We start from the raw sequence: 21,789 nt of genomic DNA, 5'->3' as shown, positions 1-21,789 counted from the left end.
AAGACATGTTAAACAATGAAGCTTACGGCAACTACCATGCCGTCAACCTGGATGCCCAGACCGCCCGCGCCACACCGGTCGAGCTGGTACTGGTGCTGACGGACGGCCTGCTGGAAGAACTGGCGCGCGCGCGCGGGCATATCGTAGGCAAGCGCTACGAGCAAAAGGCCATCAGCCTGGATAAATGCACGCAGATCATCAACGGTCTGTCGAGCTCGCTCGATTTCGACAATGGCGGCGAAGTGGTCGTCAACCTGGCCCGCCTGTACGACTATTGCGTGGCGCGCCTGTACACGGCCGGCATCAAGCTCGACCCGACCCTGATCGACGAGGTGACGACCCTGATGACCACCATCAAGCGCGGCTGGGTGGGCGTCCAGGCCAACAATGCCTAGGCGCGGCATCCTGCAACAGCTGAACCGGCAATTGAGCGCCGCCATCGCGCAAGCGGATTGGGAAGCAATGGGAAAACTGTCCGCCAGCCTGGCGAAAAACATCCCCTTGCTGGCCGAACGGGGCGCATGGAGTGCGCTGGAACAAACAGAATTGTTGCAATTGCGCAAAAATCACGCGCAAGCGGTTAAAATTTGCTCTGAGGAAAAAGAACGCCTGGGTCAACACCTGGGTGCATTACAGGCAAATAAGGAAGGTTGGGTCGCCTACGCCGCGCTCGGCGAATACGACTCGGACGGGAATCAAGCATGATCATGAACTTCAACACGGCGCCGGCCGCTCCGGCACCGGCGACCCCTGCGGCGTCTGCACCAGCACCGGCGGCAGCGCCGTCACAGGCCGCCGCCTTGCCCGGCACACCAGGCTATGCCGCTACTGGCGCCGTGCCCTCCGCCCTGCCCCTGTTTGCGCAGGTGCTTGACGTGACGGGCGTGGAAACGGCCGACGCCGACACGCCCGCTCCCGCGAAGGAGAGCGACAGCGACAGCCAGGCCGACAGCAGCCTGCCGGCCATGGCCGCCCCCGTTATCGGCTTGCCGGTGACCATGCTGCCGCCAACGGACGCGGCCGCAGCCGAGGCGCGTGCCGCCGCCCAGGCGCAAGTACAGACACAAGCGCAGACACAGGTGCAGGCGAATGCGGCGCAAGCCAATCCGGCACTCAACATCAGCCTGCATCCGTCGGCGGTCACCCTGAACGCGCCGGCAACGGCGCCAGCGCCAGGCCGCGACACGCGCGAGCCGCTGGCCGCCGCCAACCCGGCGACGGTCGCCAAGGGCGGCGCGCCGGCACAGCCGTTCGAATCGCTGCTGCAGCAAAGCGCTCCGGCGACCGCCGTCGCCGCGCCTGCCGTTGCCGCGCGCGAAGGCGAACGTGGCGCCGCGACCCCGGCACCGGCCACGCCCAACCTGGGCCTGACGGGCGCGGTCGGCAATACGGCCACAGCGGCCCCGGCCGGCGACACCATCAAGCTCAACGGCCCAGCCCAGCAATGGCAGGAACCGCTGCGCGAAGCGCTGGGCGAACGCCTGCAGACGCAGATCGGGCGCAACAGCGAACACGCGACGATCCGCCTCGAGCCGCCCATGCTGGGACGCATTGAAATTTCCATCCGCCATACGGCCGGCGCGCTGCAGGTGAACGTCACGGCGTCGAATTCGGAAGTATTGCGCCAGTTGCAAGGCATCGGCGAGAACATGCGCAGCGACCTGGCGCAGCGCCAGTACACCGACGTGGCCGTCAATATCAGCGCCACCCCGCGCAGCCCCGCTGCCCAGGCGTTCGCCGATGGCGATGCGCGCGGCCAGCGTCAGCCGGGCCGCCAGCAGGACGACGCCGAGCCGGGACGCGCCCTGTCCGACGGCAGCACCGCCGCTACCACATACGCCAGCCACGAGCGAGAGACCGCCTGATGAATATGAAAATGAAACTGATAGCCGGCTTTGTCGGCGTGGCCGTGCTGGCTGCCGGCGCCGCTGGCGGCGCCATCTGGTATTTGGCCAAGCCGGTCGCCGGCCATGCCGATGTTGCCGAAGCGAAAGCTCCGCCACCGCCCGCCACGGGCAAGAAGGCGCGCAAGTTCCTCACGCTGGACAAAGTCATCGTGATGTTGCGCCGCGGCCCCGGCGAAGGCGAAACGCATTATCTGTCGGCCGACCTGGTGATCGCCACCACCGAGGAAAAGGAAAAGCTGACCAAGGATCACTTGCCGCTGATGCGCTCGATCGCCGTCAGCACCCTGTCGAGTTTTCCGCTGGACAAGGCGCAGACCATGACCGTGGAACAATATGCCGAGCAGATCAACAAAGCCTTCAATGTCAGCTACGAGCGTGAACAGATGGAAAAACCGTTCACCGAAGTCATGGTCGGCAAGCTGATCATTGAATAAGCCAACACGCCAGCCGACCTAGTGGGAGATCCCTTGGCCTATGTAGAGCAATACCAGGAAGCGTATGGCGCCGGCGAATATGCGGCCGCCAGCGCTTGCGCGGCCGTGCTCAGCGTTGCTGAAGAGCAACAACATCTGGTGGCGTACTCCCCTTTGGTGAAACGCATCGTGCGCCAGCTCAATTCGCAGGTGTCGGGCGCCATCGACCGCGACGACATGGAACAGATCGGCCTGATGGGCCTGCTCGAAGCCTTGCGCCGCTACGGCGTGCCGGACCAGTCTTTCGGCAGCTATGCCAGCCTGCGCATCCGTGGCGCCATCCTCGATGAACTGCGACGCCAGGACTGGCGCCCGCGCGCCGTGCGCCAGGAAAGCCACCGTCTGCGCGACAGCGTGCGCGCCCTGACCCGCCGCCTCGGACGCGAGCCGCTGGACGCGGAAATCATGGCGGCGCTGAAGCTGACGCCCGAAGCTTTCCAGGAATACCAGTTGGCGGAAAACGCCGAGCTGATCGCCAGTTTCGATGAAGTGCTGCAGGAAAGCCTGGGACAGGCCGACAGCGCACCGAGCCCGGAAGAGCAATTGATGGTGCGGCGCAGCCTGGAGCAGGCGCTGCGCGCGCTCGACGAACGCGAGCAGCGCGTGATCCAGATGTATTACGAATTCGAACTGAGCTACAAGGAAATAGCCGCCGTACTGGACCTGAGCGACGCCCGCGTCTGCCAGCTCAACAAGACGGCGCTGGGCAAGATGAAAGCCATGCTGCAAGACGCATAAGTTTCAGCACTATCCATCAAATTGACGCAGCACAATGACGCAGAAAGGCAGTTGACATGGTAATTATCGGTATCTTAATCGTGATGGGGTGTGTATTCGGAGGCTTCGCCCTGATGGGCGGCACCGTCCACGCGATCTGGCAACCGGTCGAGTTGATCATCATCATCGGCGCCGCCGTCGGCGCCCTGGTGCTGGGCAACCCGAAGCATGTACTCGGTGAAATGCTGCACCAGATGCGCAAGATCGTCACGCACAAGAAGCAAGGCTCGGAATTCCAGCGCCAGTTGCTGCTGCTGATGTATGAACTGCTGCAAACGGCCGCCGGCGGCCTGAAGGCGCTGGACGCCCACGTCGAGGCGCCGCGCGAAAGCGCCCTGTTCCAGCGCTATCCGCTGGTGCTGGAAGAGCCGAAGCTGCTGGCCTTTATCGTCGACAACTTCCGTTTGATGGCGATGGGCAAGATCAACGCGCATGAACTCGAAGGCGTGCTGGAGCAGGAACTCGAAGCCATCCACGACGAATTGCTGCAGCCGTCGAAGTCCCTGCACAAGATCGCCGAAGCCATGCCCGGCTTCGGTATTCTGGCCGCCGTGCTCGGCATCGTGATGGCCATGAATTCCGTGGCCGACGGCGCGGACGCGGCGGAAATTTCGGAAAAAGTGGGCGCCGCCATGGTCGGTACCTTCATCGGCATCTTCTTTTGCTACGGCGTGCTCGATCCGATGTGCAACATGATGAAACAGCTGGTGGGCGAGGAAGGCTCGACCATGGAATGCGTGAAGGTCGTGCTGGTCACGCACGTGGCGGGCAAACCGCCGCTGCTGGCCATCGATGCGGGCCGCCGCCTGGTGCAGCTGAACATCAAACCGAGCTTCGCCCAGCTGGAAAGCTGGATCAATGCGCTGGAAGATGGCGGCGCCGAACAAGAGCAAGGCCAAGGCCGGGGAGGCCGCCGTGCTAAAGCCGCATGAGAAACATGAACAGGCCATCATCAAGCGTGCCGGCCGCAAGCATGACGACGATGGCCATGGCGGCGCCTGGAAAGTAGCGTTCGCCGACTTTTGCCTGGCCCTGCTGTCGCTGTTCCTCGTGCTGTGGCTGATGGCCGCGCGCGAGCAGCAGGCGATGAAGGAAATCATGATGGACGCGTCGGCAGGCAGCCGCCAGGGCGAAGGCCAGGGCGTCATGCCGGAACAGAAAGGCGGCCCGCGCGGCAGCCTGATCGAGCGCTTCCCCATGCCCCGCAAGGGCACCGGCGACACGCGCACGGAAGGCAAGCAAACGCAGGACGGCAAGGCTGGCGCGGCGCCGCAAAACCAGACCAAGGTCAGCTACCAGTCGCCGGAAGATTTGCTGTCCCTGTCGCGCGCGCTCGACAAGCTCAGCGACGAGGCGGGACTGAAGAGCAACCTGCAATCGGTGATCACGCCATACGGCTTGCGCGTCATGCTGCACGATACGGACAAGCAAGGCATGTTCGTGCGCGGCAGCGCCGTGCCGACCGACCGTTTCCGCAAGCTGCTGCGCCAGATGGGGCCCGTGTTTGCGCAAATGGAGAACCAGATGCTGATCGTCGGCCATACGGACTCGATGCAATACGCCAATACCGGCTATGAAGGCTTCTCGAACTGGACCCTGTCGGCCAACCGCGCCATGTCGGCGCGCGCGCAATTGCTGATCGGCAGCATGAGTCCGGACAGCGTGCTGCAAGTGGTCGGCATGGCCGACCGCGCGCCGCTGGACGTGAAAAATGCCAGCGCCGGCATCAATCGCCGCATCGAACTGTTAATATTGACGCGTGGCCAGGCCGACAGCATCGCCGCCATGTTCGGCATGGCCGGACAAAAGCCGCAAGGCGACGAGCTGCAGGTGGGTGAACCGGACTCCGGAACCCTGCAACGCCTGCGCGAAAAACTGGGCCTGCCCGCAAAGAAAGATCGGGAAGAGCATGCAAATTAAGGGCAAGGGACAACGTATGAAAATCTCCTCCGGCAACACCGGTGCTGCCGTGCGCAGCAGCGCCGTCGCGCCGGCCGAGGCGATCGCCGAAAACGCGGGCGCCGCCGGCGCCATGGGCGGCTCGTCGGCCGGGGCGGAACTGCAATCGGCCGTGCTGCAGCCGGCCATGGCCGCCCTGCGCGCCATGCCCGAGATCGACCATGAAAGAGTGGCCATGCTGCGCGATGCGCTGGCCAAGGGCGAGTTGCCGTTCGATCCATCGAAACTGGCGGGCCTGATCCAGCGTTTCCACGGCGGCGAATCGTGACCGCGCCGCGCAAGGGCATCACGCGCCAGGAAGCCGTGCGCCGCGTGCTGCAAGGCATGACGGATGACCGCGCCGGCTATGCCGCGCTGCAAACCTTATTGGAAGAGCAATTTCAGGCCACCTTGCACCACCAGAGCACCCGGCTGACGGCGCTGGCCGACCAGGTCGTCGCCGCCGTCGAGCCACTCGACGCACGCCGCCGCCAGCGTGTCAGTCTCGTCACCGCCCTGCTGGGCCCGCAAGGCGACATGCCCCAATTGTTTGCGCTGTTACAAGAAGACGCGCGTGCCACCGCCCAGCGCGACTGGGCCGCGCTCGAGCAGATGGTGCTCGAATGCAAGCGCCTGAATGCCCGCAACAGCGATTTATTAACAGAGCAGTACAGCATCATGCAGCGCGTGCTGCATGGCGAGGAAGATACGTATGCGCCAGGCTGATTTCCTGACCACCCGCGCCACGGCGGCGACGCCATCGACGGCGGCGACCCATGCCGTGCAGAGCAATATGCGCGCCACCGAATCCACGGCCTCCAGCGGCGGCTTTGGCAGCGTGTTCCGGCAAGTACAGGGCGAAGTGGCCCGCTTCATCGAACAGGGCGGCGGCAACGCCACCAACCTGAGCCCGCAAGGACGCGCCTACCTGGAGCAAAGCCAGCCCGTCAATGTGCTGGGCGCCATCAGCCAGGGCGGCGAGATCGGCGAAACGCAGCAGCAATTCCTCGCCTCGATCAAGCCATGGACGGAAGAAACGGGCGCGCGCCTGGGCGTGGCGCCGGAAATCGTCGCCGCCCACGCGGCGCTGGAATCGGGCTGGGGCCAGCGTCCGCTGCGCCAGGGCACGGGCGCGGACACCAATAATCTGTTCGGCATCAAGGCCGGCGGCAAATGGCAGGGCGACGTGGCCAGCAACCTGACGACCGAATACGAGGCCGGCAGCGGCACGGCGCTGAAGAAAACCGAGCGCTTCCGCAGCTACCCGGACCAGGCCAGCGCCTTCCGCGACTATGCGCAAGTGCTGCTCGACAATCCACGCTACCGCGCCGCCCTCAACACGGGCGCCGACGCGGGCGCCTTCGCGCAGGGTTTGGCGCGCGGCGGCTATGCCACCGACCCCAACTATGCCGCCAAGCTGACCCAGCTGGCGACACGTCTGCAGCGCACGGCCGCCGCCGAGTAAGTTCCCTTTAACGGCCGGGAAGTTCGGCCGGCTCCACCACGCCCGCATCGACCACCCTGGCGCGTATCACCGTGCCGCTGGTGGCGTTGCGCACGCGGATCAGCTCGCCAAGCGCGCCCGGATCCATCGCCTCGCCGGCCATGCTCACTTCCACCTGCTCCTTGCGCGCCACGATGTTGACCGCACTGCCCCGCTTGATCAGCACGGGCGAGGCCAGCTGTCCCTGGCGCAGCACTTCGCCGGCACGCAAGCTGCGCCGGCTCGACAGGCCAATCGCGCCAGGCAAGGCAGAAATACTGTCCGGCACCATCGTCACGTCGCGCCGCGCCAGCACCACGTCACCCGATTGCAACGGCGTATTGGCCGTGACGGGGGCGCTGGTGACGGCCACTTGCGCCGTGATGCTGCCGCGCGCCAGCATTTCGTAACGCCATCCGTTGCTTCCAGGACACACTGCGACAAAGCGCATGCGCTGCGCCGAGCGGCTGTCCGCCGTTTCCAGCGCAACGGGCGCGGCGCACGCCGGCATGGGGCGCGTGCTTTTCACGACGGTCACCTGAAACTGGGGTTCCAGCAGTCCCGCCGTGGCCGCCTGCTGTGTCAATTGCTCGCGAGCTAGCTGTTCCACACGTGAAAATATATTGTCGGCTGGCAATTCTGCGCGACCTGCACTACTATATAGGCTGGTCAGTAAAAATAGGCTTGGCAGCAGTATGTGACGACATTGCGCCTTGTTCCACATCACGGAATAGTTCTCAAAGTAAATCATTGCTAACCTTAATCAAAGATACTGAAGCGGCATGACCTTACCATGCGTCAACATGACTTGGCTGGGATTTTACCTCTGCACCACTTATTTTCTGGACCAAACCGCAAAAAGCACGATCGAATTCAACACAAAGGATGACCATGGGGATTAATTTCAAGGATGCGCTGGGCGTGCATGCCGATGCACTCGCACTGCGTGCCGACCGTACACGCGTGCTGGCGGCCAACATCGCCAATGAAAACACGCCCGGCTTCCAGGCCATGGACATGGATTTCGGCAGCGCCCTGCAACAATTGCAGGATAACGAGGCCGGCCTGCTGTCGACCGATGACGATGCCAGTGCCCTGTACCGCGTACCCTACCACCCCAGCCGCGACGGCAATACCGTCGAAATTGGCGTCGAGCAGGCGGCGTTCTCGCAGAATGCCACCGACTTCCAGACCAGCCTCACTTTCGTCAACATGAAACTGAAGGGTCTGTCCAAGGCCATTTCCGGACAATAAGGATCAGCATGAGCTTCCAGGATATTTCCAAGATCGCCGGTTCGGCGATGGCGGCGCAGACCGTGCGCCTCAATACCATCGCCAGCAACCTGGCCAATGCCGATTCCGTTGCCGGTTCCGAAGGCGAAACCTACCGCGCGCGCAAACCCGTGTTTGCGGCCGTGATGGATGGCCCGGGCGCCAGCGGCGCCGGCGGACGCGTTCAGGTGCTCGACGTGGTGCAAAGCGATGAGCCGCTGCGCAAGGTGTATGAACCGGGCCACCCGATGGCCAATGCCGACGGCATGGTGTTCTACCCCAACGTCAACCAGGTAGCCGAGATGACCGACATGATGTCGGCCTCGCGCGCGTTTGAAACCAATGTCGAAGTTCTGGGCCGCATCAAGTCGATGCAGCAATCGCTCCTCAAATTAGGTGAAGCATAATCCATGGAAACCAATCTCTTTACAAACAACACCAGCGGCAGCGGCAGCGGCAGCAACAACAATGCCGTCAAATCGCAAAACAATGCCACCCAGGATATGTTCACCAAGTTGCTGGTCGCGCAGATCAAGAACCAGGATCCCCTGGCGCCGACCGATCCGAGCCAGTTCGTCAATCAATTGACGCAGCAGGCGCAGACGGAAGCGATGCAAAACCTGTCAACGCTGACCAGCGCCAATGCCAGCGTGCTGCAATCGATGCAGGTGCTGGCCCTGGGCGCGCAGGTAGGCTCCGAAGTCATGGTCAACAGCGAAACGGTGCAGCTCGACAAGAGCAAGGTCAGCGGCAGCATCGCGCTGGCGGCCGGCACCACCAAGACCACCGTGACCCTGAAAGGCATCGACGACAAGGAATACAAGATCGAACTGGGCGCCAAGTCGGCCGGCACGGTGCCGTTCACCATCGATCCCGTCGCATTGGGCTTGCCTGCAGGCACGTACACCATGGCGGTCACCACCAATGGCACCGAAAAACCATCGGTCGACATCGCGGGCAAGCTCAACAGCGTGCGCCTGTCGTCCGGCGGCAGCATGATTTTGAGCGTGTCGAACCTGGGCGAAGTCAACCCTGGCGCGATCACCGGCTTCAACGGCAAGACGGCCTGATCCGCTCGCCCCTTCGTTTCCTGAACACTAATCTCGTCCTTCACTAAAGGAAGTCAACATGAGTTTCGACATCGCGCTGTCCGGTATCCAGTCCATCAACCAACAGTTGAACAGCACCAGTAACAATATCGCCAATGCCGGCACCTACGGCTTCAAGAGCAGCCGCGCCAACTTTTCGGCCATGTATGCCGGTTCGCGCGCCACGGGCACGGAAATCGGCTCGATCACGCAAAGCATGTCGCTCACTGGCGGCGTGCTGAACACGGGCCGCGCGCTCGACGCGGCCATCGACGGCCGCGGCTTTTTCGTCGCGCGCGATGCGCAAAACACCATGAGCTACAGCCGGGTCGGCATCTTTTCGGCCAGCAGCGATGGCAAGCTGATCGACTCGAACGGCCGCCTGGTACAGGGCTATGCCGCCGTCAAAGGCAGCACCACCCTGGGCACCATGGGCGACATGAACATTCCGACGGGCCAGATTCCCGCCGTGGCATCGACCAAGCTGGCATATGCCGCCAACATGTCGTCCGAATGGACCATCAAGGCCGTGCCTTTCAACAAGACCAACGAACTGAGCTACAACAGCGCCAAGTCCTCGATCGTCTACGATTCGCTGGGCGCCAAGCACTCGCTGGGCCAGTACTTCGTCAAGACGGCGACGGGCGTGGACGTGCACTACACCTTTGACAATACCGATGTGACGCCGGTGACGAGCATGACCTTCGACACGAACGGCAAGCTGGTGACCGGAACGACCGCCACGCCGGTGTTCCCGACGCCGCCTGGCGCCGCAGCGCTGTCGATTGCCATCGACTACACGGGCACGACCCAGTTCGCCGGTGAAGCGACCACCTCGACCGACCGCGCCGACGGCTATGCCTCGGGCACCTACACGGGCGTGGAATTGGCCGACGACGGCTCCGTCGTGGCCAAATACACGAACGGCCAGAAGCAAAGCATCGGCGTGATCGCCCTGGCCACCTTCCCTGACGAAGGCGGGCTGACGGCCGTCAACGATACCAGCTGGGTCGCCTCGACCACCTCCGGCACCGCCATCTATGACCGTCCGGGCGTCGGCATGGCCGGCAAACTGGTGACGAGCTCGCTGGAACAGTCGAACGTCGACATCACCTCCGAACTGGTGGGCCTGATGACGTCGCAGCGCAACTACCAGGCGAACTCGAAGGTCATCTCGACCGAGAACGCCATGCTGCAATCGCTGATGCAAGCGCTGTAATCCACGATACGCAAAGGTAAAAAGCAATGGATGCGCTGATTTATACCGCCATGAGCGGGGCCGACCGTGCCCTGCGGGCACAGCAGGTACACGCCAACAACCTGGCCAATATCGAGACGGGCGGCTTTCGCGCCAACCTGGAAGTGTCCACTGCCCAGCCGCTGCAAAACGGCTATGGCTACGACGACCGCCACATGACGCAGACGCAGTCGAGCGCCGTCGGCACGCGCACGGGCGCCATCAAGGAAACGGGACGCGAACTCGACGTGGCCGTCACGGGCCCCGGCTTTCTCGCTGTGCAATGGCAAAACGGTGAAGCCTACACGCGCGCCGGCGCCATGGACCTCGATGAAACGGGCGCGCTGACCATCAACGGCCGGCCCGTGCTGGGCGAAGGCGGTCCGATCACGATTCCCGAGCACACCAGCCTGTCGATCGGCGCCGATGGCACGATTTCCATCCAGGTGCCAGGAACGGCGCAAATGCAGACCGTCGACAAGCTCAAGCTGGTCAATGCGGAATCGGGCGAGTTGACGAAGAACGAGGCGGGCCTGATCGTGGCACGCAGCGGCGAAGACTTGCAGGCCGACCCGGCGGTGCGCCTGCGCGACCGTCACCTGGAAGGCAGCAACGTGTCGGCCGTCGAGGAAATGGTCGCCACCATGAGCCTGAACCGCAGTTTCGAAATGCAAATGAAAATTTTCAAGGCCAGCGACGCGATGACCGAGTCCGGCAACCGCCTGCTGGGCGCCTGAGCCCAACGCCAACCAATTACCAGGAGTAAATCATGAATCCAGCAATGTGGATCAGCAAGACCGGCGTGCAGGCACAAGACGCCAAGCTGCAAGCCATCGCGAACAACCTGGCCAACGTCAATACCGTTGGCTTCAAGCGCGACCGCGTCGTCTTCGAAGACCTGTTTTACCAGGTCGAACAGCAGCCGGGCACGCAGCGCGCCGACAATACCCTGTCGCCATCGGGCGTGCAGCTGGGTAACGGTACGCACATGGTCGGCACGCAAAAGGTGTTTACCACCGGCAGCCTGCAAACGACGAGCCGCGAATTCGACGTCGCCATCACCGGCAACGGCTTCCTGCAAGTGCTGCGCCCGAACGGCGAAGCGGCCTACACGCGCGCCGGCCAGCTCGGCATCAATGAAAACGGCGTGATGGTCAATGCCCAGGGCTTGCCGCTGGTGCCGCAGATCACCGTGCCGAACAATGCGACGGCGATCACCATCGGTGAAAACGGCATGGTCACGGCCACCGTGCCGGGCAATGTCAACGGCACCCAGCTGGGCCAGCTGAACCTGACCAGCTTCGTCAACCCGACGGGCCTGCTGGCACTGGGCGAAAACCTGTTCCAGGAAACGGCATCGAGCGGCACGCCGACGGAAGGCCGTCCCGGCGAAGGCGCACTGGGCAAGCTGAAACAGTTCGCGCTGGAAGGCTCGAACGTGCAGGTGGTCGAAGAGATGGTCGACATGATCGCTGCCCAGCGCACCTATGAAATGAACACCAAGGTGCTGTCGGCCGCCGACAATATGCTGCAATACCTGGCGCAAGCGGCACGCTGATGAGAATCGCCATGAAAGCCACGGCAGCCATGCTGCTGGTGTTGATGGCCGGTTGCGCCAGCCAGCCGGCCGCGCCGGTGGCGCCCAGCTTTTCCGATACGCCGCTGCCCGTGGCGCCGCGCAGCGCTGCGCGCGGCGGCGTGGGCGGCGGCGTTTTCAATCCCGACGCGGGCCTGGACCTGATCTCGGACAGCCGCGCCTTCCGCGTCGGCGATGTTGTCACGGTGGCCCTGCAGGAAACCACGCAGGCGAGCAAGAAGGCCGGCACCTCGTTCAACAAGGGTTCGTCCGTCGGCGTGAATGCGGCCAACATCCTCGGCAAGACCTTCCCCAAGACGGGCATCGACCTGTCGGCCGACCGCAACTTCGCCGGCGACTCGACCAGCACGCAGCAAAATGCGCTGTCCGGCGCCATCACCGTGATCGTGCAGGAAGTGCTGCCGAACGGCTTGCTGCGCGTGCAGGGCGAGAAAACGCTGACCCTGAACCAGGGCGAGGAATTCGTGCGCCTGCGCGGCTACCTGCGCGCGGCCGACATCGATTCGAACAACCAGGTCTCGTCCCTGCGCATCGCCAATGCACAGATCGCCTATTCCGGCCAGGGCACCCTGGCCGAAGCCAATACACCAGGCTGGCTGACGCGCTTCTTCGTCGGCCCATGGATGCCGTTTTAAGGTGAGCTCATGAAATTTCGTTCCGCCCTGCCCCTGGCAGCCATGCTGGCCGCGCTCTCCGGCTTTGCCCTGCCCGCCAGCGCCGCGCAAGTGCTGCGCAACCTGGTCAGTATCGAGGGCGTGCGCGACAACCCGCTGGTCGGCTACGGCCTCGTCGTGGGCCTGAACGGCAGCGGCGACACCACCCAGGTGAAGTTTTCCAGCCAGTCCGTGGTCAACATGCTCAAGCAATTCGGCGTGAAGATGCCCGACGGCGCCGAAGCAAAAAGCAAGAACGTCGCCACCGTCATGGTCAGTGCCGTGTTTCCCCCAGGATACCGCCGTGGCCAGGCCATCGATGTCACCGTCTCGTCCCTGGGTGATGCGAAGAGCTTGCGCGGCGGCACCTTGTTGCTGACGCAATTGCGCGCGGCCGACAACGAAACGTATGCGCTGGCACAAGGCAACGTCGTCGTCGGCGGCTTGAACGCCACCGGCAAGAGCGGCTCGTCCGTCACGGTCAACACGCCGACCTCGGGCCGCATTCCCAACGGCGCCAACATCGAACGCGAAATCCTCAGCGATTTCTCGACCAAGCCGACCGTCACCCTGAACTTGCGCCACCCGCATTTCGAGACGGCCATCAATATCGTCGAAGCCGTCAACCGCCGCTTTGGCGCCGTCGCCACCACGCGCGACGCCACCAGCGTGGAAGTACTGGCGCCGGAAAACCCGACCCAGCGCGTGGCCTTCATGGCCAAGCTCGAAGCGCTCTCCGTCGATGTCGGCGTCGATACGCCGAAAGTGGTCTTCAATTCGCGCACCGGCACCGTGGTCATCGCCGAAGGCTTGCGCGTCAAGGCGGCCGCCGTCACGCACGGCTCGCTCAAGGTCGTCATTTCCGAAAGTTCGGCCGTCAGCCAGCCGGCGCCGTTCGGCCGCGGCCAGACCACCGTTACGCCGCAGTCGAAAGTGTCCGTCGACCAGGGCAATGGCAATATGTTCAAATGGCCGGCCGGTGCCAAGCTGCAGTCGATTATCGACGTGGTCAACAGCCTGGGCGCCTCGCCCGATGACATCATGGCAATTCTGCAAGCCCTGGACCAAGCAGGGGCCATCGAAGGCGAACTGGTGGTCATATGATGAATATCAACGACAGCAGCGGCGCCCTGCCCTCGGCCCTCGACGACAAGACGCCCGCCGCGGCCACGCCGGCCGATCCCCGTTATGCGGCCAAGGCCACCGAGGCGGCCGTCAAGTTCGAAGCCTTCTTCATCTCGCACATGCTGCGCCAGATGCGTTCGGGCACGCGCGAGATGGCGGGCGAAGACAGCGTCTTCAAGGACCCGGTCAACAGCGACATGCTGGAAATGGCTGATAACCTGGTGGCCGACAAGATGGCCGGCCAGCGCGCCTTCGGCATCGCCGACGCCATCCTGCGCCAGCTGCTGCCGCCCGCCGGCGCCCCGGTGACAGCCCGTGGCGCTGTCAAGACCGACAATATTGCAGCGCCGCTTAATAAATCCGTCTGAAGCGTCGCCTGTACAAGGTAACAACGATTCAGTGCCTGCCCACCCGCACGCGCCACACTCTTCACGAAAGAAACTTGCCCAATGAGCATCATCAGCAATGCATTGTCAGGCAGCATCGCCGCCCAGGCCGCACTCAATGCGGCCAGCCAGAACATCGCCAACCTGCAAACGGCGGGCTATACGCGCCAGGGTGTGCTGCTGTCATCGCTTGGCGCCACCGCCGGCGTGCGTTCAGCCGGCAATGGCGTGGAAGTGTCCGCCTTGCTGCGTTTTGCCGATGCTTACAAGAGCCAGCAAATGTGGCGTGCCGCGTCCGACCAGGGCGCCCGCTCGCAGACCCAGCCTTACCTGACCCAGCTCGAGCGCGTGATGGGCGACGATGCGTCGAGCATCAGCAATGGCATCGACGGTTTCTTCAAGGCCCTGAACGCGGCCGCCGTCGACCCGACGTCGACGCCGCTGCGCCAGCAGATCGTCACTTCCGCCGACGCCATGGCGCAGCGCTTCAACAGCATCAGCACCGTCATGGGCAACCAGTTGCTGTCGGTCCAGCAACAACGGGCAGCGATTGTGCCGCAAGCCAATACCACCCTGGCCAATATCGCCGCGTTGAACCAGCGTATCAGCACCTCCACGGCGTCGGGCACGAACGTGTCGTCGCTGATGGATGCGCGCGACCAGCTGATCGATGGCCTGGCCTCGCAAATGGGCATCGAGGTGCTCGACCAGCCGGACGGCTCGCGCAATGTCTCGCTGAAGTCGGGCCAGCCTCTGGTCATCGGCAGCCTGGCCGGCACCCTGAGCAGCACCATGACGAACACGGGCGACCAGACGCTGAGCCTCGATTTCGCCAAGTCCTCGTACACGCTCGATCTGGTCGCCATCGGCGGCCAGATGGGCGGCCTGGGCGAATTCGAAAAAAATACCCTGAAACCGCTGCAGCAGTCGCTGCAGGACATGGCCACCCAGTTGACCAGCAAGGTCAACGCGCAATTGGCGCTGGGAACAACCATGGCCGGTACGGCCGGCGGTCCCCTGCTGGCCTACGCGAATGGCAAGCTGAGCATTACCCCTGGCTTCAACGCCAAGGACCTGGCCCTGTCGCTGACGGGCCAGGCCGGCGACAGCGGCAACTTGCAGAAATTGATCGACATCAAGAATCAACCGATCAACGTCAGCTGGGTGGGTTCCGTCCTGATGAGCGACGCGGATACGCAGCTGGTCGGCAAGCTGGCGATCTACAGCCAGCAGAATCAGGCCCTGCTGAAAACGGCCAGCACGGTGCGCGCGCAAGCGATCGACGACTGGAAATCCACGAGCGGCGTGAACAAGGACGAAGAAGCGATGAACCTGGTCGAATTTCAGAATATGTACCAGGCAAACATGAAAGTCATTTCCGTGGCGAATACCTTGTTTGACGCCACTTTGCAAATGATGGGTTAAGGAGAAGATCATGCGTGTTGCCAGTAGCCAGTACCAATCGCTGATTAATATTTCTCTTCAGCAAAATCAAGAACGTATCAATTACCTGACCCAGCAGATGGCCTCGGGCTTGCGCATCCAGCTGCCGTCGGATGACCCGATCGGCAACGTGCGCATTTCGCGCCTGACGCGCGAGCAAGCCATGGTCACCCAGTACCAGGACAATATCGCCACAGTCAAAGTGCGCCTGCTGAAAAACGAAAACTACCTGTCGAGCATGGTTACCGACATGGGCCAGGCGCGCGACCTGCTCGTGTGGGCGGCCGACGGCAGCAACGCCCCCGACGACCTGAATGCGATGACGCAATCGCTGGTCGCCATGCGCGACAGCGTGCTGTACACGGCCAACCTGAAGGACCAGGAAGGCCGCTACATGTTTTCCGGCACCGCCACCGACCAGCCGGCGATCAAGTACGACGCGACGGCGGCTGCCGGTTCGCGCTACAGCTACATCGGCAATACCGACACGCAGACCGTGGTGGTGGGCAATGGCGTGACGCAGGCGGCCAACGTCGACGTGAAGAATCTGGAAGTATGGCTCAACAAGATCGACCAGGTCATCACCACCCTCGGCACGCCGGGCGTCAGCCCGAATGACCCGGCCGTGCGGGCCGTGGTGGGCGCAGGTCTGAATGGCACGGATGACGGCATGGATCTGCTCTCGGGCAAGATCGCCATCTTCGGCGGCGCGCAGAACATTCTGTCCACCTTGTCCGGCAACCTGGCCAATGTCTCGCTGTCGAACGATTCGGCCCTGCTGGACCTGAAAAAGACCGACATGGGCGCGGCGGCCATCGAACTGACCGGCTACCAGACAGCCCTGCAGGCAACATACAAGGCATACGCCAAGGTTGGCACCATTTCCCTGTTTGATCTTCTCTGACCATCATGCAAATCGTTCAGACTCCCTCCTCTTCCGGCGTCAATGCCAAAGGCGCCGGCACAGCCCGCGTCGTTGATGACGCGTCCGCCGCCATCAACGGCAGCGCCAGCGCGCGCAGCGATGCGCCGGCGGCGAAGAGGTCGACGGCGAGCCTGCAACGCGGCCTGAGCAACTGGGATCACCAGCTGCAGGGGGAGATTTCCAACGCGCAGCAAACGCTCGACTACCTGGAACGCAGCAGCAGCCAGTTGCAAGCGCTGAAAAGCGAGCTGGCGGCCAAGCTGGCCGCGCGCCAAGGCCGCGAAGGGCAAGTCGAAGCGAGAGTACGCCAGTTCAGCAATACCTGGCGCCAGCGCGCCAGCGCCTCGGGCGGCACGCTCGACGCACAACTCAGCTATACCAGCCCGCGCGCGGCACAGCAAAACTTCAGCATCCGCGGCCTGACCATGGCCAGCCTGCAGGAAGGCCCGCAGGAAGTGCTGGCGTTTTCCGTCGGCGGCGCGAACCAGGCATTGCGCTCGGTCAATATCGAACCTGGCCTGAGCGCGAACGAAATCGTCTCGCGCTTCGACCGCGCCTTGATGCCATCGGGTATCGGCGTCAAACTGGGCGAGAATGGCGAACTGGTGTTCAGCACGTCGGAAGCGGCCTGGGCCAACGTGCGCGACAGCCTGTCCGTGCGCGGCAGCGGCATTCGCTATCCGACCGGTCAGATGAGCCGCGTGCGCACGGATGCGGAACCGGCCGCCATCGCGCCGGAAGAATGGCATACCGGCGACGTGGAAGCCCTGCGCGCCACCTTGCAGCAAGTGGTGCAGGCGCTGGCGCAGTTGCAGGCGGCGCGCAGCTCCGTCAGTCTGGCCCTGGCGCAAGCGACGGGACGAGTTGCCCGCGCGCAACCGGTGCAGGTGCACGTCAGCATGGATACCCTGGCGGAAAACTTCACGCAAAAGGCCAGCGAGCCCGGCTATGAATCGCTGCTGGCGATCAGCTCGGCATTGGTCGGCATCAGCCGCGAGAGAGTCGTCGCCCTGCTGGGCCTCGAATAATCGCTCCCCGCGCGTGCGCCGCCCTGGCGCACGCGGCAATAATGGGGCACGCCCCCTAGCTCAGGACGGTGGAAATCCGTAGGCTCTGTCCCCGACAAATAGGGGAACTCAAGGAATCTTCCCCAGGCCCGGCTGTCTGACTGTGCATCGCAGACAAACGGGAGCCATCCATGCAGCCAGCCGAATGGAAAACCTTCATCACCCAGTTTGCCGCACTGAGCCGTCGCCAGCGTTTGGCGAGCACTGCTCTGCTGCGCGGGGCAGGATCGCAGAACGCCGCCGTGGCACTGATCGAAAGCGTGGCCCGGCAGCGGTTACACTGTCCCGCCTGCAACAGCAGCCATGCGCACCGGCACGGTCATGCGCACGGACTGCAGCGCTACCGCTGCGTGCCGTGCGGGCGCACCTTCAATGCGCTCACCGGCACGCCGCTGGCGCGCTTGCGCCACAAGACCTTGTGGCTCGACTACGCCGATTGCCTGCTCGAATCGGCTTCCGTGCGCAAGGCGGCAAGCCAGCTGGGCGTGCACCGCAACACCGCCTTTCGCTGGCGCCACCGGTTTTTAAGCCTGGCCAAGACGGACCGGCCCCATTGCCTGCATGGCATCGCCGAAGCGGATGAGCTGTATGTGCTGGAATCGGAAAAGGGATCGCGGCATCTGACCCGTCCGGCGCGCCGCCGTGGCAGCCATGCCCACAAGCGCGGCATTTCCAATGAGCAGGTCTGCATCCTGGTGGCGCGCGACCGCACGGGACAAACCCGCGATTTCGTCGCGGGAAAAGGGGCGCTGACCAAGGCGCAGCTGCATGCTTGCCTGCCACCGGTGATCGACAAGGACATCTTGCTGGTCACCGACGGCCACGCTGCCTATCGCGCCTTTGCCAAGGAAGCGGGGATCAGCCACCAGGCCGTCAATGTGCGCGCCGGCATCCGCGTGCAGGGCGCTGCCCACGTGCAGAACGTCAACGCGTATCACAGCCGCTTGCGCGGCTGGCTGCGCATCTTCCAGGGGGTGGCCAGCCGTTATCTGCCGAATTACCTGGGGTGGCGCTGGATACTGGACGCCGGGCGCATCCGCTCCCCGGAAACATTATTGAAGGCAACATTGGGCGAGTTCCCACATTTGACGGTGACATAGCCAATCCGTAAGATGCTGCTGTCGCCATCTACTTCCGGAGTTTCCTTGATAAAAACCGCCGCCCGGCTGATCAGCTATGCCCTGCTGGGCAAATCCGGCAAGCAGCCCCTCGATATCGCCAAGGTGCGCAAGGTACTGATTTTGCGCAACGACAAGATCGGCGACATGATCGTCACCTCGGCCCTGCTGCGCGAGCTGAAGAAAAACTATCCGCATTGGCAGATCGACGTGGCCGCCAGCAGCGCCAACCGCGATGTCATCGCCGACAACCCGCATGTGAACGAGATCCTGATCTGGGACAAGCAGCCGCTGCTGCGCGACTTGCGCAGCACCATCGCCGAGCTGCGCCGGCGCCGCTACGACGTCATCTTCAATCCCTACAACCGCTTTTCGATTCCCCTGCTGCTGCGTATCAAATGGCTCGGTGCGCGCTATCTGACGGGCTTTGCCATTCCCAAGTACGGCACCTCGACGGCAAAGCTGGGCATGTTCGACCATACCGTGCCTTGCGACCGCAGCCGCCACATCCTGCACAGCTTTTTCGCCACCTTCGAACAATTTGGCTTGCGCGACATCGATATACGCTATGAACTGTTCGGCGTGGACGCGCACGCGGCACGGGTCGACGCCGCCTGCGACACCTTGCTGCGCACGCATGAGGGCTTGTTCTGCCTCAATTTCCAGGGCAGCAATGCGCAGCGCACGGTCAGCGTGGCCGACGCCCAGCGCTGCTGCGCGGCCCTGGCGGCACGCTATCCGCGCCATGCGCTGCTGGTGATCGCCGCGCCGGGCACCGAGGCGCGCGCCGCCGAAATCGTGCGCGGCGCCGGCCATGCCAACGTGATGAGCGCGCCACCCACCGGCCACATCCTGGAGCTGGCGGCCCTGATCCGCCGCTGCGAACTGGTGCTGTCGCCCGACACGTCGGTGATCCACATCGCCTCGGCATACGACAAGAAAATCGTCGGCTACTACATCCGCACCGACAACTACCGCTGGTTCTATCCGGCCAGCCGCCATTACCGCGTCATTCTGGCGCCGGGCCTGACGCTGGCCTCGGTCAGCGCCGCCGAGACGCTGGCCGCCGTGGAAGAGCTGATGGAAGGCGGCGGGCAGGCGCAGGAAACGCTTCAGGCCGCCGGCTGAGACGCCAGCAGGCGGTCCATCTGCCCCGCCGGCAGCGCGCGCGAAAAAAAGTACCCTTGCGCATAGTCGCAGCCGGCGGCGCGCAGCAGGTCGCGCTGCGACGCCGTCTCCACGCCTTCGGCCACGACTTTCAGCCCCAGCCGCTGCGCCAGCGCGATGATCGCCTCGCACAGGCCCTGCCCGTCGCCATCGCGCCCCAGCTCGCCAACCAGGGAACGGCCGATCTTGAGAAAATCGATGTCGGCCTTCTTGATGCACGCGAGCGACACCTGTCCGCTGCCGAAATCATCGAGCGCCAGGGCCAGGCCCATGGCGCGGAACTGGCGCAGGCGGTCGACCACCTGGCGCCCCTCGTCGAGCAGCACCGCTTCCCTCGTCTCGATGACGATGGCACCCGGCGCCAGCCCCTGGCGCGCCAGATGCCCGCCCCAGTCCTGGTACAGCGCGGCGTCGCAGCGGAATTCCATGGCCGACTTGTTGATGCTGATCTGGAACGGAGCGCCATGCTCGTCCTGCCACTTGCGCGCCTGGCGCACGACCTGGCGAAACACCCACTCGCCGATATCGATGATCAGACCGTTCGCCTCGGCAAAGGCGATGAAATCGGCGGGCACCAGCAAGCCGCGCAGCGGATGTCGCCAGCGCAGCAGCGCCTCGGCCCGCTCGATGGCGCCATCGCGCAGGCGGACGATGGGCTGGTAATGCACTTCGAACTGGTCCTGCGCCAGCGCCAGGCGCATCTCGCGCACCGTGCTGCGGCGCAATTCGGCCGCCTGCTGCAAGGCCGGCGTGAAATAGCTGTAGCCGTTGCGCCCCGCACTCTTGGCCGCGTACATGGCCTGGTCCGCATGCCGCAGCAAGGTGTCCGGCGCCTCGGCGTCGGCCGGATACAGGGCCACGCCCACACTGGCCGACACTTGCGCCATGTCGCCGTCGAGCATGAACGGCAGGGCCAGCGCGGCCGTCAGCTCCTGCAGCACGCGCTCGATGCCGCCCAGCTGCCCCACGCCGGCCAGGATGACGGTGAATTCGTCGCCGCCCAGGCGTGCCACCGTATCGGTGGCGCGCACGCGCTCGCTGATGCGGTGCGCCGCCTGGCGCAGCAGCATGTCGCCCTTCTCGTGACCGAGGCGGTCATTCACCTGCTTGAAATGGTCGAGGTCGATGAACAGCAGGGCCAGGCAAGCGCCTTCGCGTTTGGCATGGGCCGCCTCGTGCTGCAAGCGGTCGAGAAACATGTGGCGGTTCGGCAAGCCTGTCAACTGGTCGAAATTGGCTTGCCGCCAGATGCGCTCGGACGCCGCGCGCTGCGCCGTGATGTCGCTGACCAGCGCCAGCGCGCCCAGGTAGGTGCCGGCGGAGTCGAAGATGGGATTGGTGGCCAGGGTGGCCCACAAGGTGCTGCCGTCACGCCGCAGGAACTTGAATTCGTGGCGCTCGACGATGCCGTCCTGCCGCCGCGCAATATTGCGCTCCAGGATGGCGCGCCCCTCCTCATCCATGAAGGCGGCCAGCGGCTGGCCCAGCATATCCTCGATCTGGCAATCGAGCATCTGCGCCATCTTCGGATTGACAAAGCTCGTCAGCGCCTGCGCATCGATTTCCCAGATGCCCTCCTCGGCGCTGTGCACGATGCGCCGGAAACGCTCTTCGCTGCGTTCGAGCGCGGCCAGCTTGCCTTCGGCCTGCTCCAGCACCAGGCGCAGCGCCTGGCCGTTCGGATCGGCGCTGCCCAGCAGGCTGACGGGCAAGCCGGCCTCGCGCGCGCCGGGACGCGGCGGCGGCAGCTGCACCTGCAGCTGGATGCGCTCGGGCTCGCTACTGTTGAGCACGCGCTGCACGAACTGGTCGTAATCGTGGCGGAATGCCTCGTGCACATAGGAGCGGAACAGCACGTGGCCGGGATGTCCGCGCGTCAGGCCGAACAGTTCGGCCGCCACCAGGTTGACCTGCAGGATCACGCCATCGAGACCGAGCACGAAATAGGCGACGGGCGCCAGCAGATATAAATCGTTGAAATAAGCTTGTTCGCGTTCGGCCTTCATCCGTTCCGGACTGAAGACGCCATCGTCAAGCAGGGGCGCGACATGGCGCGGCACGCCGTCGCGGCCGAGCGGGGAGGAATCCAGAGCAGGTACCGCTTGCGGTGCTGTATCCATGGCTGTCCTTTGC

26 protein-coding genes are annotated in these 21,789 nt (G+C 63.9%); 24 read left to right on the top strand and 2 right to left on the bottom strand.

Going from position 1 to position 21,789, the window contains the following annotated elements; all coding sequences use genetic code 11:
- The first annotated feature begins 5 nt into the window (after positions 1-5).
- The 10 genes from fliS to AC3RCG_RS12740 are packed head-to-tail and all read left to right on the top strand — an operon-like array spanning position 6 to position 6,560.
- Entirely contained in the window at positions 6-395 is a 390-nt protein-coding gene (gene fliS, locus AC3RCG_RS12785) for a flagellar export chaperone FliS (RefSeq protein WP_070219791.1), read from the top strand.
- 31 nt (positions 396-426) lie between these two features.
- Positions 427-705, top strand: coding sequence for a hypothetical protein (locus AC3RCG_RS12780; RefSeq protein ID WP_227742152.1), 279 nt, complete (start codon positions 427-429; stop codon positions 703-705).
- Entirely contained in the window at positions 702-1,865 is a 1,164-nt protein-coding gene (locus AC3RCG_RS12775) for a flagellar hook-length control protein FliK (protein WP_492404779.1), read from the top strand. Before AC3RCG_RS12780 ends, AC3RCG_RS12775 begins: the two co-directional genes overlap by 4 nt.
- 11 nt (positions 1,866-1,876) lie before the next feature.
- Positions 1,877-2,341, top strand: coding sequence for a flagellar basal body-associated FliL family protein (locus tag AC3RCG_RS12770; protein ID WP_306798497.1), 465 nt, complete (start codon positions 1,877-1,879; stop codon positions 2,339-2,341).
- 33 nt (positions 2,342-2,374) lie between these two features.
- Complete coding sequence (locus AC3RCG_RS12765) at positions 2,375-3,118, top strand: FliA/WhiG family RNA polymerase sigma factor (protein WP_046684903.1); 744 nt, start codon at positions 2,375-2,377, stop codon at positions 3,116-3,118.
- 56 nt (positions 3,119-3,174) lie between these two features.
- On the top strand, positions 3,175-4,089 hold the full coding sequence (gene motA / locus AC3RCG_RS12760) for a flagellar motor stator protein MotA (RefSeq protein WP_034757817.1): 915 nt from the start codon (positions 3,175-3,177) through the stop codon (positions 4,087-4,089).
- On the top strand, positions 4,016-5,077 hold the full coding sequence (locus AC3RCG_RS12755; protein WP_070219910.1) for a flagellar motor protein MotB: 1,062 nt from the start codon (positions 4,016-4,018) through the stop codon (positions 5,075-5,077). Before motA ends, AC3RCG_RS12755 begins: the two co-directional genes overlap by 74 nt.
- Before the next feature lie 16 nt (positions 5,078-5,093).
- Entirely contained in the window at positions 5,094-5,384 is a 291-nt protein-coding gene (gene flgM / locus AC3RCG_RS12750; RefSeq protein ID WP_034757812.1) for a flagellar biosynthesis anti-sigma factor FlgM, read from the top strand.
- Positions 5,381-5,821 carry a flagellar export chaperone FlgN gene (gene flgN, locus AC3RCG_RS12745; RefSeq protein WP_083287147.1) on the top strand — a complete coding sequence of 147 codons (441 nt, stop codon included), beginning with the start codon at positions 5,381-5,383 and terminating at the stop codon, positions 5,819-5,821. Before flgM ends, flgN begins: the two co-directional genes overlap by 4 nt.
- Positions 5,808-6,560: a glycoside hydrolase family 73 protein gene (locus AC3RCG_RS12740; protein ID WP_070219908.1), complete on the top strand. Its 753-nt coding sequence runs from the start codon at positions 5,808-5,810 to the stop codon at positions 6,558-6,560. The genes flgN and AC3RCG_RS12740 overlap by 14 nt, the downstream gene beginning before the upstream one ends.
- Before the next feature lie 7 nt (positions 6,561-6,567).
- Here the strand turns inward: AC3RCG_RS12740 and flgA are convergent, their stop codons facing one another.
- Positions 6,568-7,188 carry a flagellar basal body P-ring formation chaperone FlgA gene (flgA, locus tag AC3RCG_RS12735; RefSeq protein ID WP_227742151.1) on the bottom strand — a complete coding sequence of 207 codons (621 nt, stop codon included), beginning with the start codon at positions 7,186-7,188 and terminating at the stop codon, positions 6,568-6,570.
- A 281-nt stretch (positions 7,189-7,469) separates the two neighbouring features.
- Between flgA and flgB the strand changes: the two genes are divergently transcribed.
- The 14 genes from flgB to AC3RCG_RS12665 all read left to right on the top strand — a co-directional run bounded on the left by flgB (position 7,470) and on the right by AC3RCG_RS12665 (position 19,617).
- On the top strand, positions 7,470-7,832 hold the full coding sequence (flgB, locus tag AC3RCG_RS12730; protein WP_034758109.1) for a flagellar basal body rod protein FlgB: 363 nt from the start codon (positions 7,470-7,472) through the stop codon (positions 7,830-7,832).
- Between the two features lie 8 nt (positions 7,833-7,840).
- Entirely contained in the window at positions 7,841-8,257 is a 417-nt protein-coding gene (gene flgC, locus AC3RCG_RS12725; protein WP_034757795.1) for a flagellar basal body rod protein FlgC, read from the top strand.
- 3 nt (positions 8,258-8,260) lie between these two features.
- Positions 8,261-8,920 carry a flagellar hook capping FlgD N-terminal domain-containing protein gene (locus AC3RCG_RS12720; RefSeq protein WP_492404773.1) on the top strand — a complete coding sequence of 220 codons (660 nt, stop codon included), beginning with the start codon at positions 8,261-8,263 and terminating at the stop codon, positions 8,918-8,920.
- 58 nt (positions 8,921-8,978) lie between these two features.
- Positions 8,979-10,157, top strand: a complete 1,179-nt coding sequence (locus AC3RCG_RS12715; protein ID WP_070219903.1) for a flagellar hook protein FlgE — start codon at positions 8,979-8,981, stop codon at positions 10,155-10,157.
- Positions 10,158-10,183: 26 nt separating this feature from the next.
- Positions 10,184-10,912 carry a flagellar basal body rod protein FlgF gene (locus AC3RCG_RS12710; protein WP_070219896.1) on the top strand — a complete coding sequence of 243 codons (729 nt, stop codon included), beginning with the start codon at positions 10,184-10,186 and terminating at the stop codon, positions 10,910-10,912.
- Between the two features lie 32 nt (positions 10,913-10,944).
- Entirely contained in the window at positions 10,945-11,733 is a 789-nt protein-coding gene (flgG, locus tag AC3RCG_RS12705) for a flagellar basal-body rod protein FlgG (RefSeq protein ID WP_170909686.1), read from the top strand.
- Positions 11,734-11,744: 11 nt separating this feature from the next.
- Positions 11,745-12,407, top strand: a complete 663-nt coding sequence (gene flgH, locus AC3RCG_RS12700) for a flagellar basal body L-ring protein FlgH (protein WP_046685514.1) — start codon at positions 11,745-11,747, stop codon at positions 12,405-12,407.
- A 9-nt stretch (positions 12,408-12,416) separates the two neighbouring features.
- On the top strand, positions 12,417-13,529 hold the full coding sequence (locus AC3RCG_RS12695) for a flagellar basal body P-ring protein FlgI (protein ID WP_070219890.1): 1,113 nt from the start codon (positions 12,417-12,419) through the stop codon (positions 13,527-13,529).
- On the top strand, positions 13,526-13,918 hold the full coding sequence (locus tag AC3RCG_RS12690; protein ID WP_373633016.1) for a flagellar biosynthesis protein FlgJ: 393 nt from the start codon (positions 13,526-13,528) through the stop codon (positions 13,916-13,918). The genes AC3RCG_RS12695 and AC3RCG_RS12690 overlap by 4 nt, the downstream gene beginning before the upstream one ends.
- Positions 13,919-13,999: 81 nt before the next feature.
- Positions 14,000-15,361 (top strand): flagellar hook-associated protein FlgK, encoded by a 1,362-nt coding sequence (gene flgK, locus AC3RCG_RS12685; RefSeq protein ID WP_070219888.1) that lies wholly within the window; start codon positions 14,000-14,002, stop codon positions 15,359-15,361.
- 10 nt (positions 15,362-15,371) lie between these two features.
- Complete coding sequence (gene flgL, locus AC3RCG_RS12680) at positions 15,372-16,283, top strand: flagellar hook-associated protein FlgL (RefSeq protein ID WP_070219886.1); 912 nt, start codon at positions 15,372-15,374, stop codon at positions 16,281-16,283.
- 5 nt (positions 16,284-16,288) lie between these two features.
- Positions 16,289-17,332, top strand: coding sequence for a hypothetical protein (locus AC3RCG_RS12675; RefSeq protein WP_070219884.1), 1,044 nt, complete (start codon positions 16,289-16,291; stop codon positions 17,330-17,332).
- Positions 17,333-17,502: 170 nt separating this feature from the next.
- On the top strand, positions 17,503-18,471 hold the full coding sequence (locus AC3RCG_RS12670) for an IS1595 family transposase (protein WP_070308439.1): 969 nt from the start codon (positions 17,503-17,505) through the stop codon (positions 18,469-18,471).
- 45 nt (positions 18,472-18,516) lie between these two features.
- Entirely contained in the window at positions 18,517-19,617 is a 1,101-nt protein-coding gene (locus tag AC3RCG_RS12665) for a glycosyltransferase family 9 protein (RefSeq protein ID WP_492404768.1), read from the top strand.
- On the opposite strand, the gene AC3RCG_RS12660 is transcribed toward AC3RCG_RS12665, so the two are convergent.
- A complete protein-coding gene (locus AC3RCG_RS12660) occupies positions 19,602-21,776 on the bottom strand; it encodes a putative bifunctional diguanylate cyclase/phosphodiesterase (RefSeq protein ID WP_492404766.1) in 2,175 nt (724 codons plus the stop codon). The two genes, AC3RCG_RS12665 and AC3RCG_RS12660, sit on opposite strands and share 16 nt — an antisense overlap.
- Positions 21,777-21,789 lie beyond the last annotated feature (13 nt).

The organism is Janthinobacterium sp. GW823-FHT01H08, from assembly GCF_058797855.1.
Note: the sequence above shows the minus strand (reverse complement) of the source record. Positions and strands in the feature narration are given on the sequence as shown.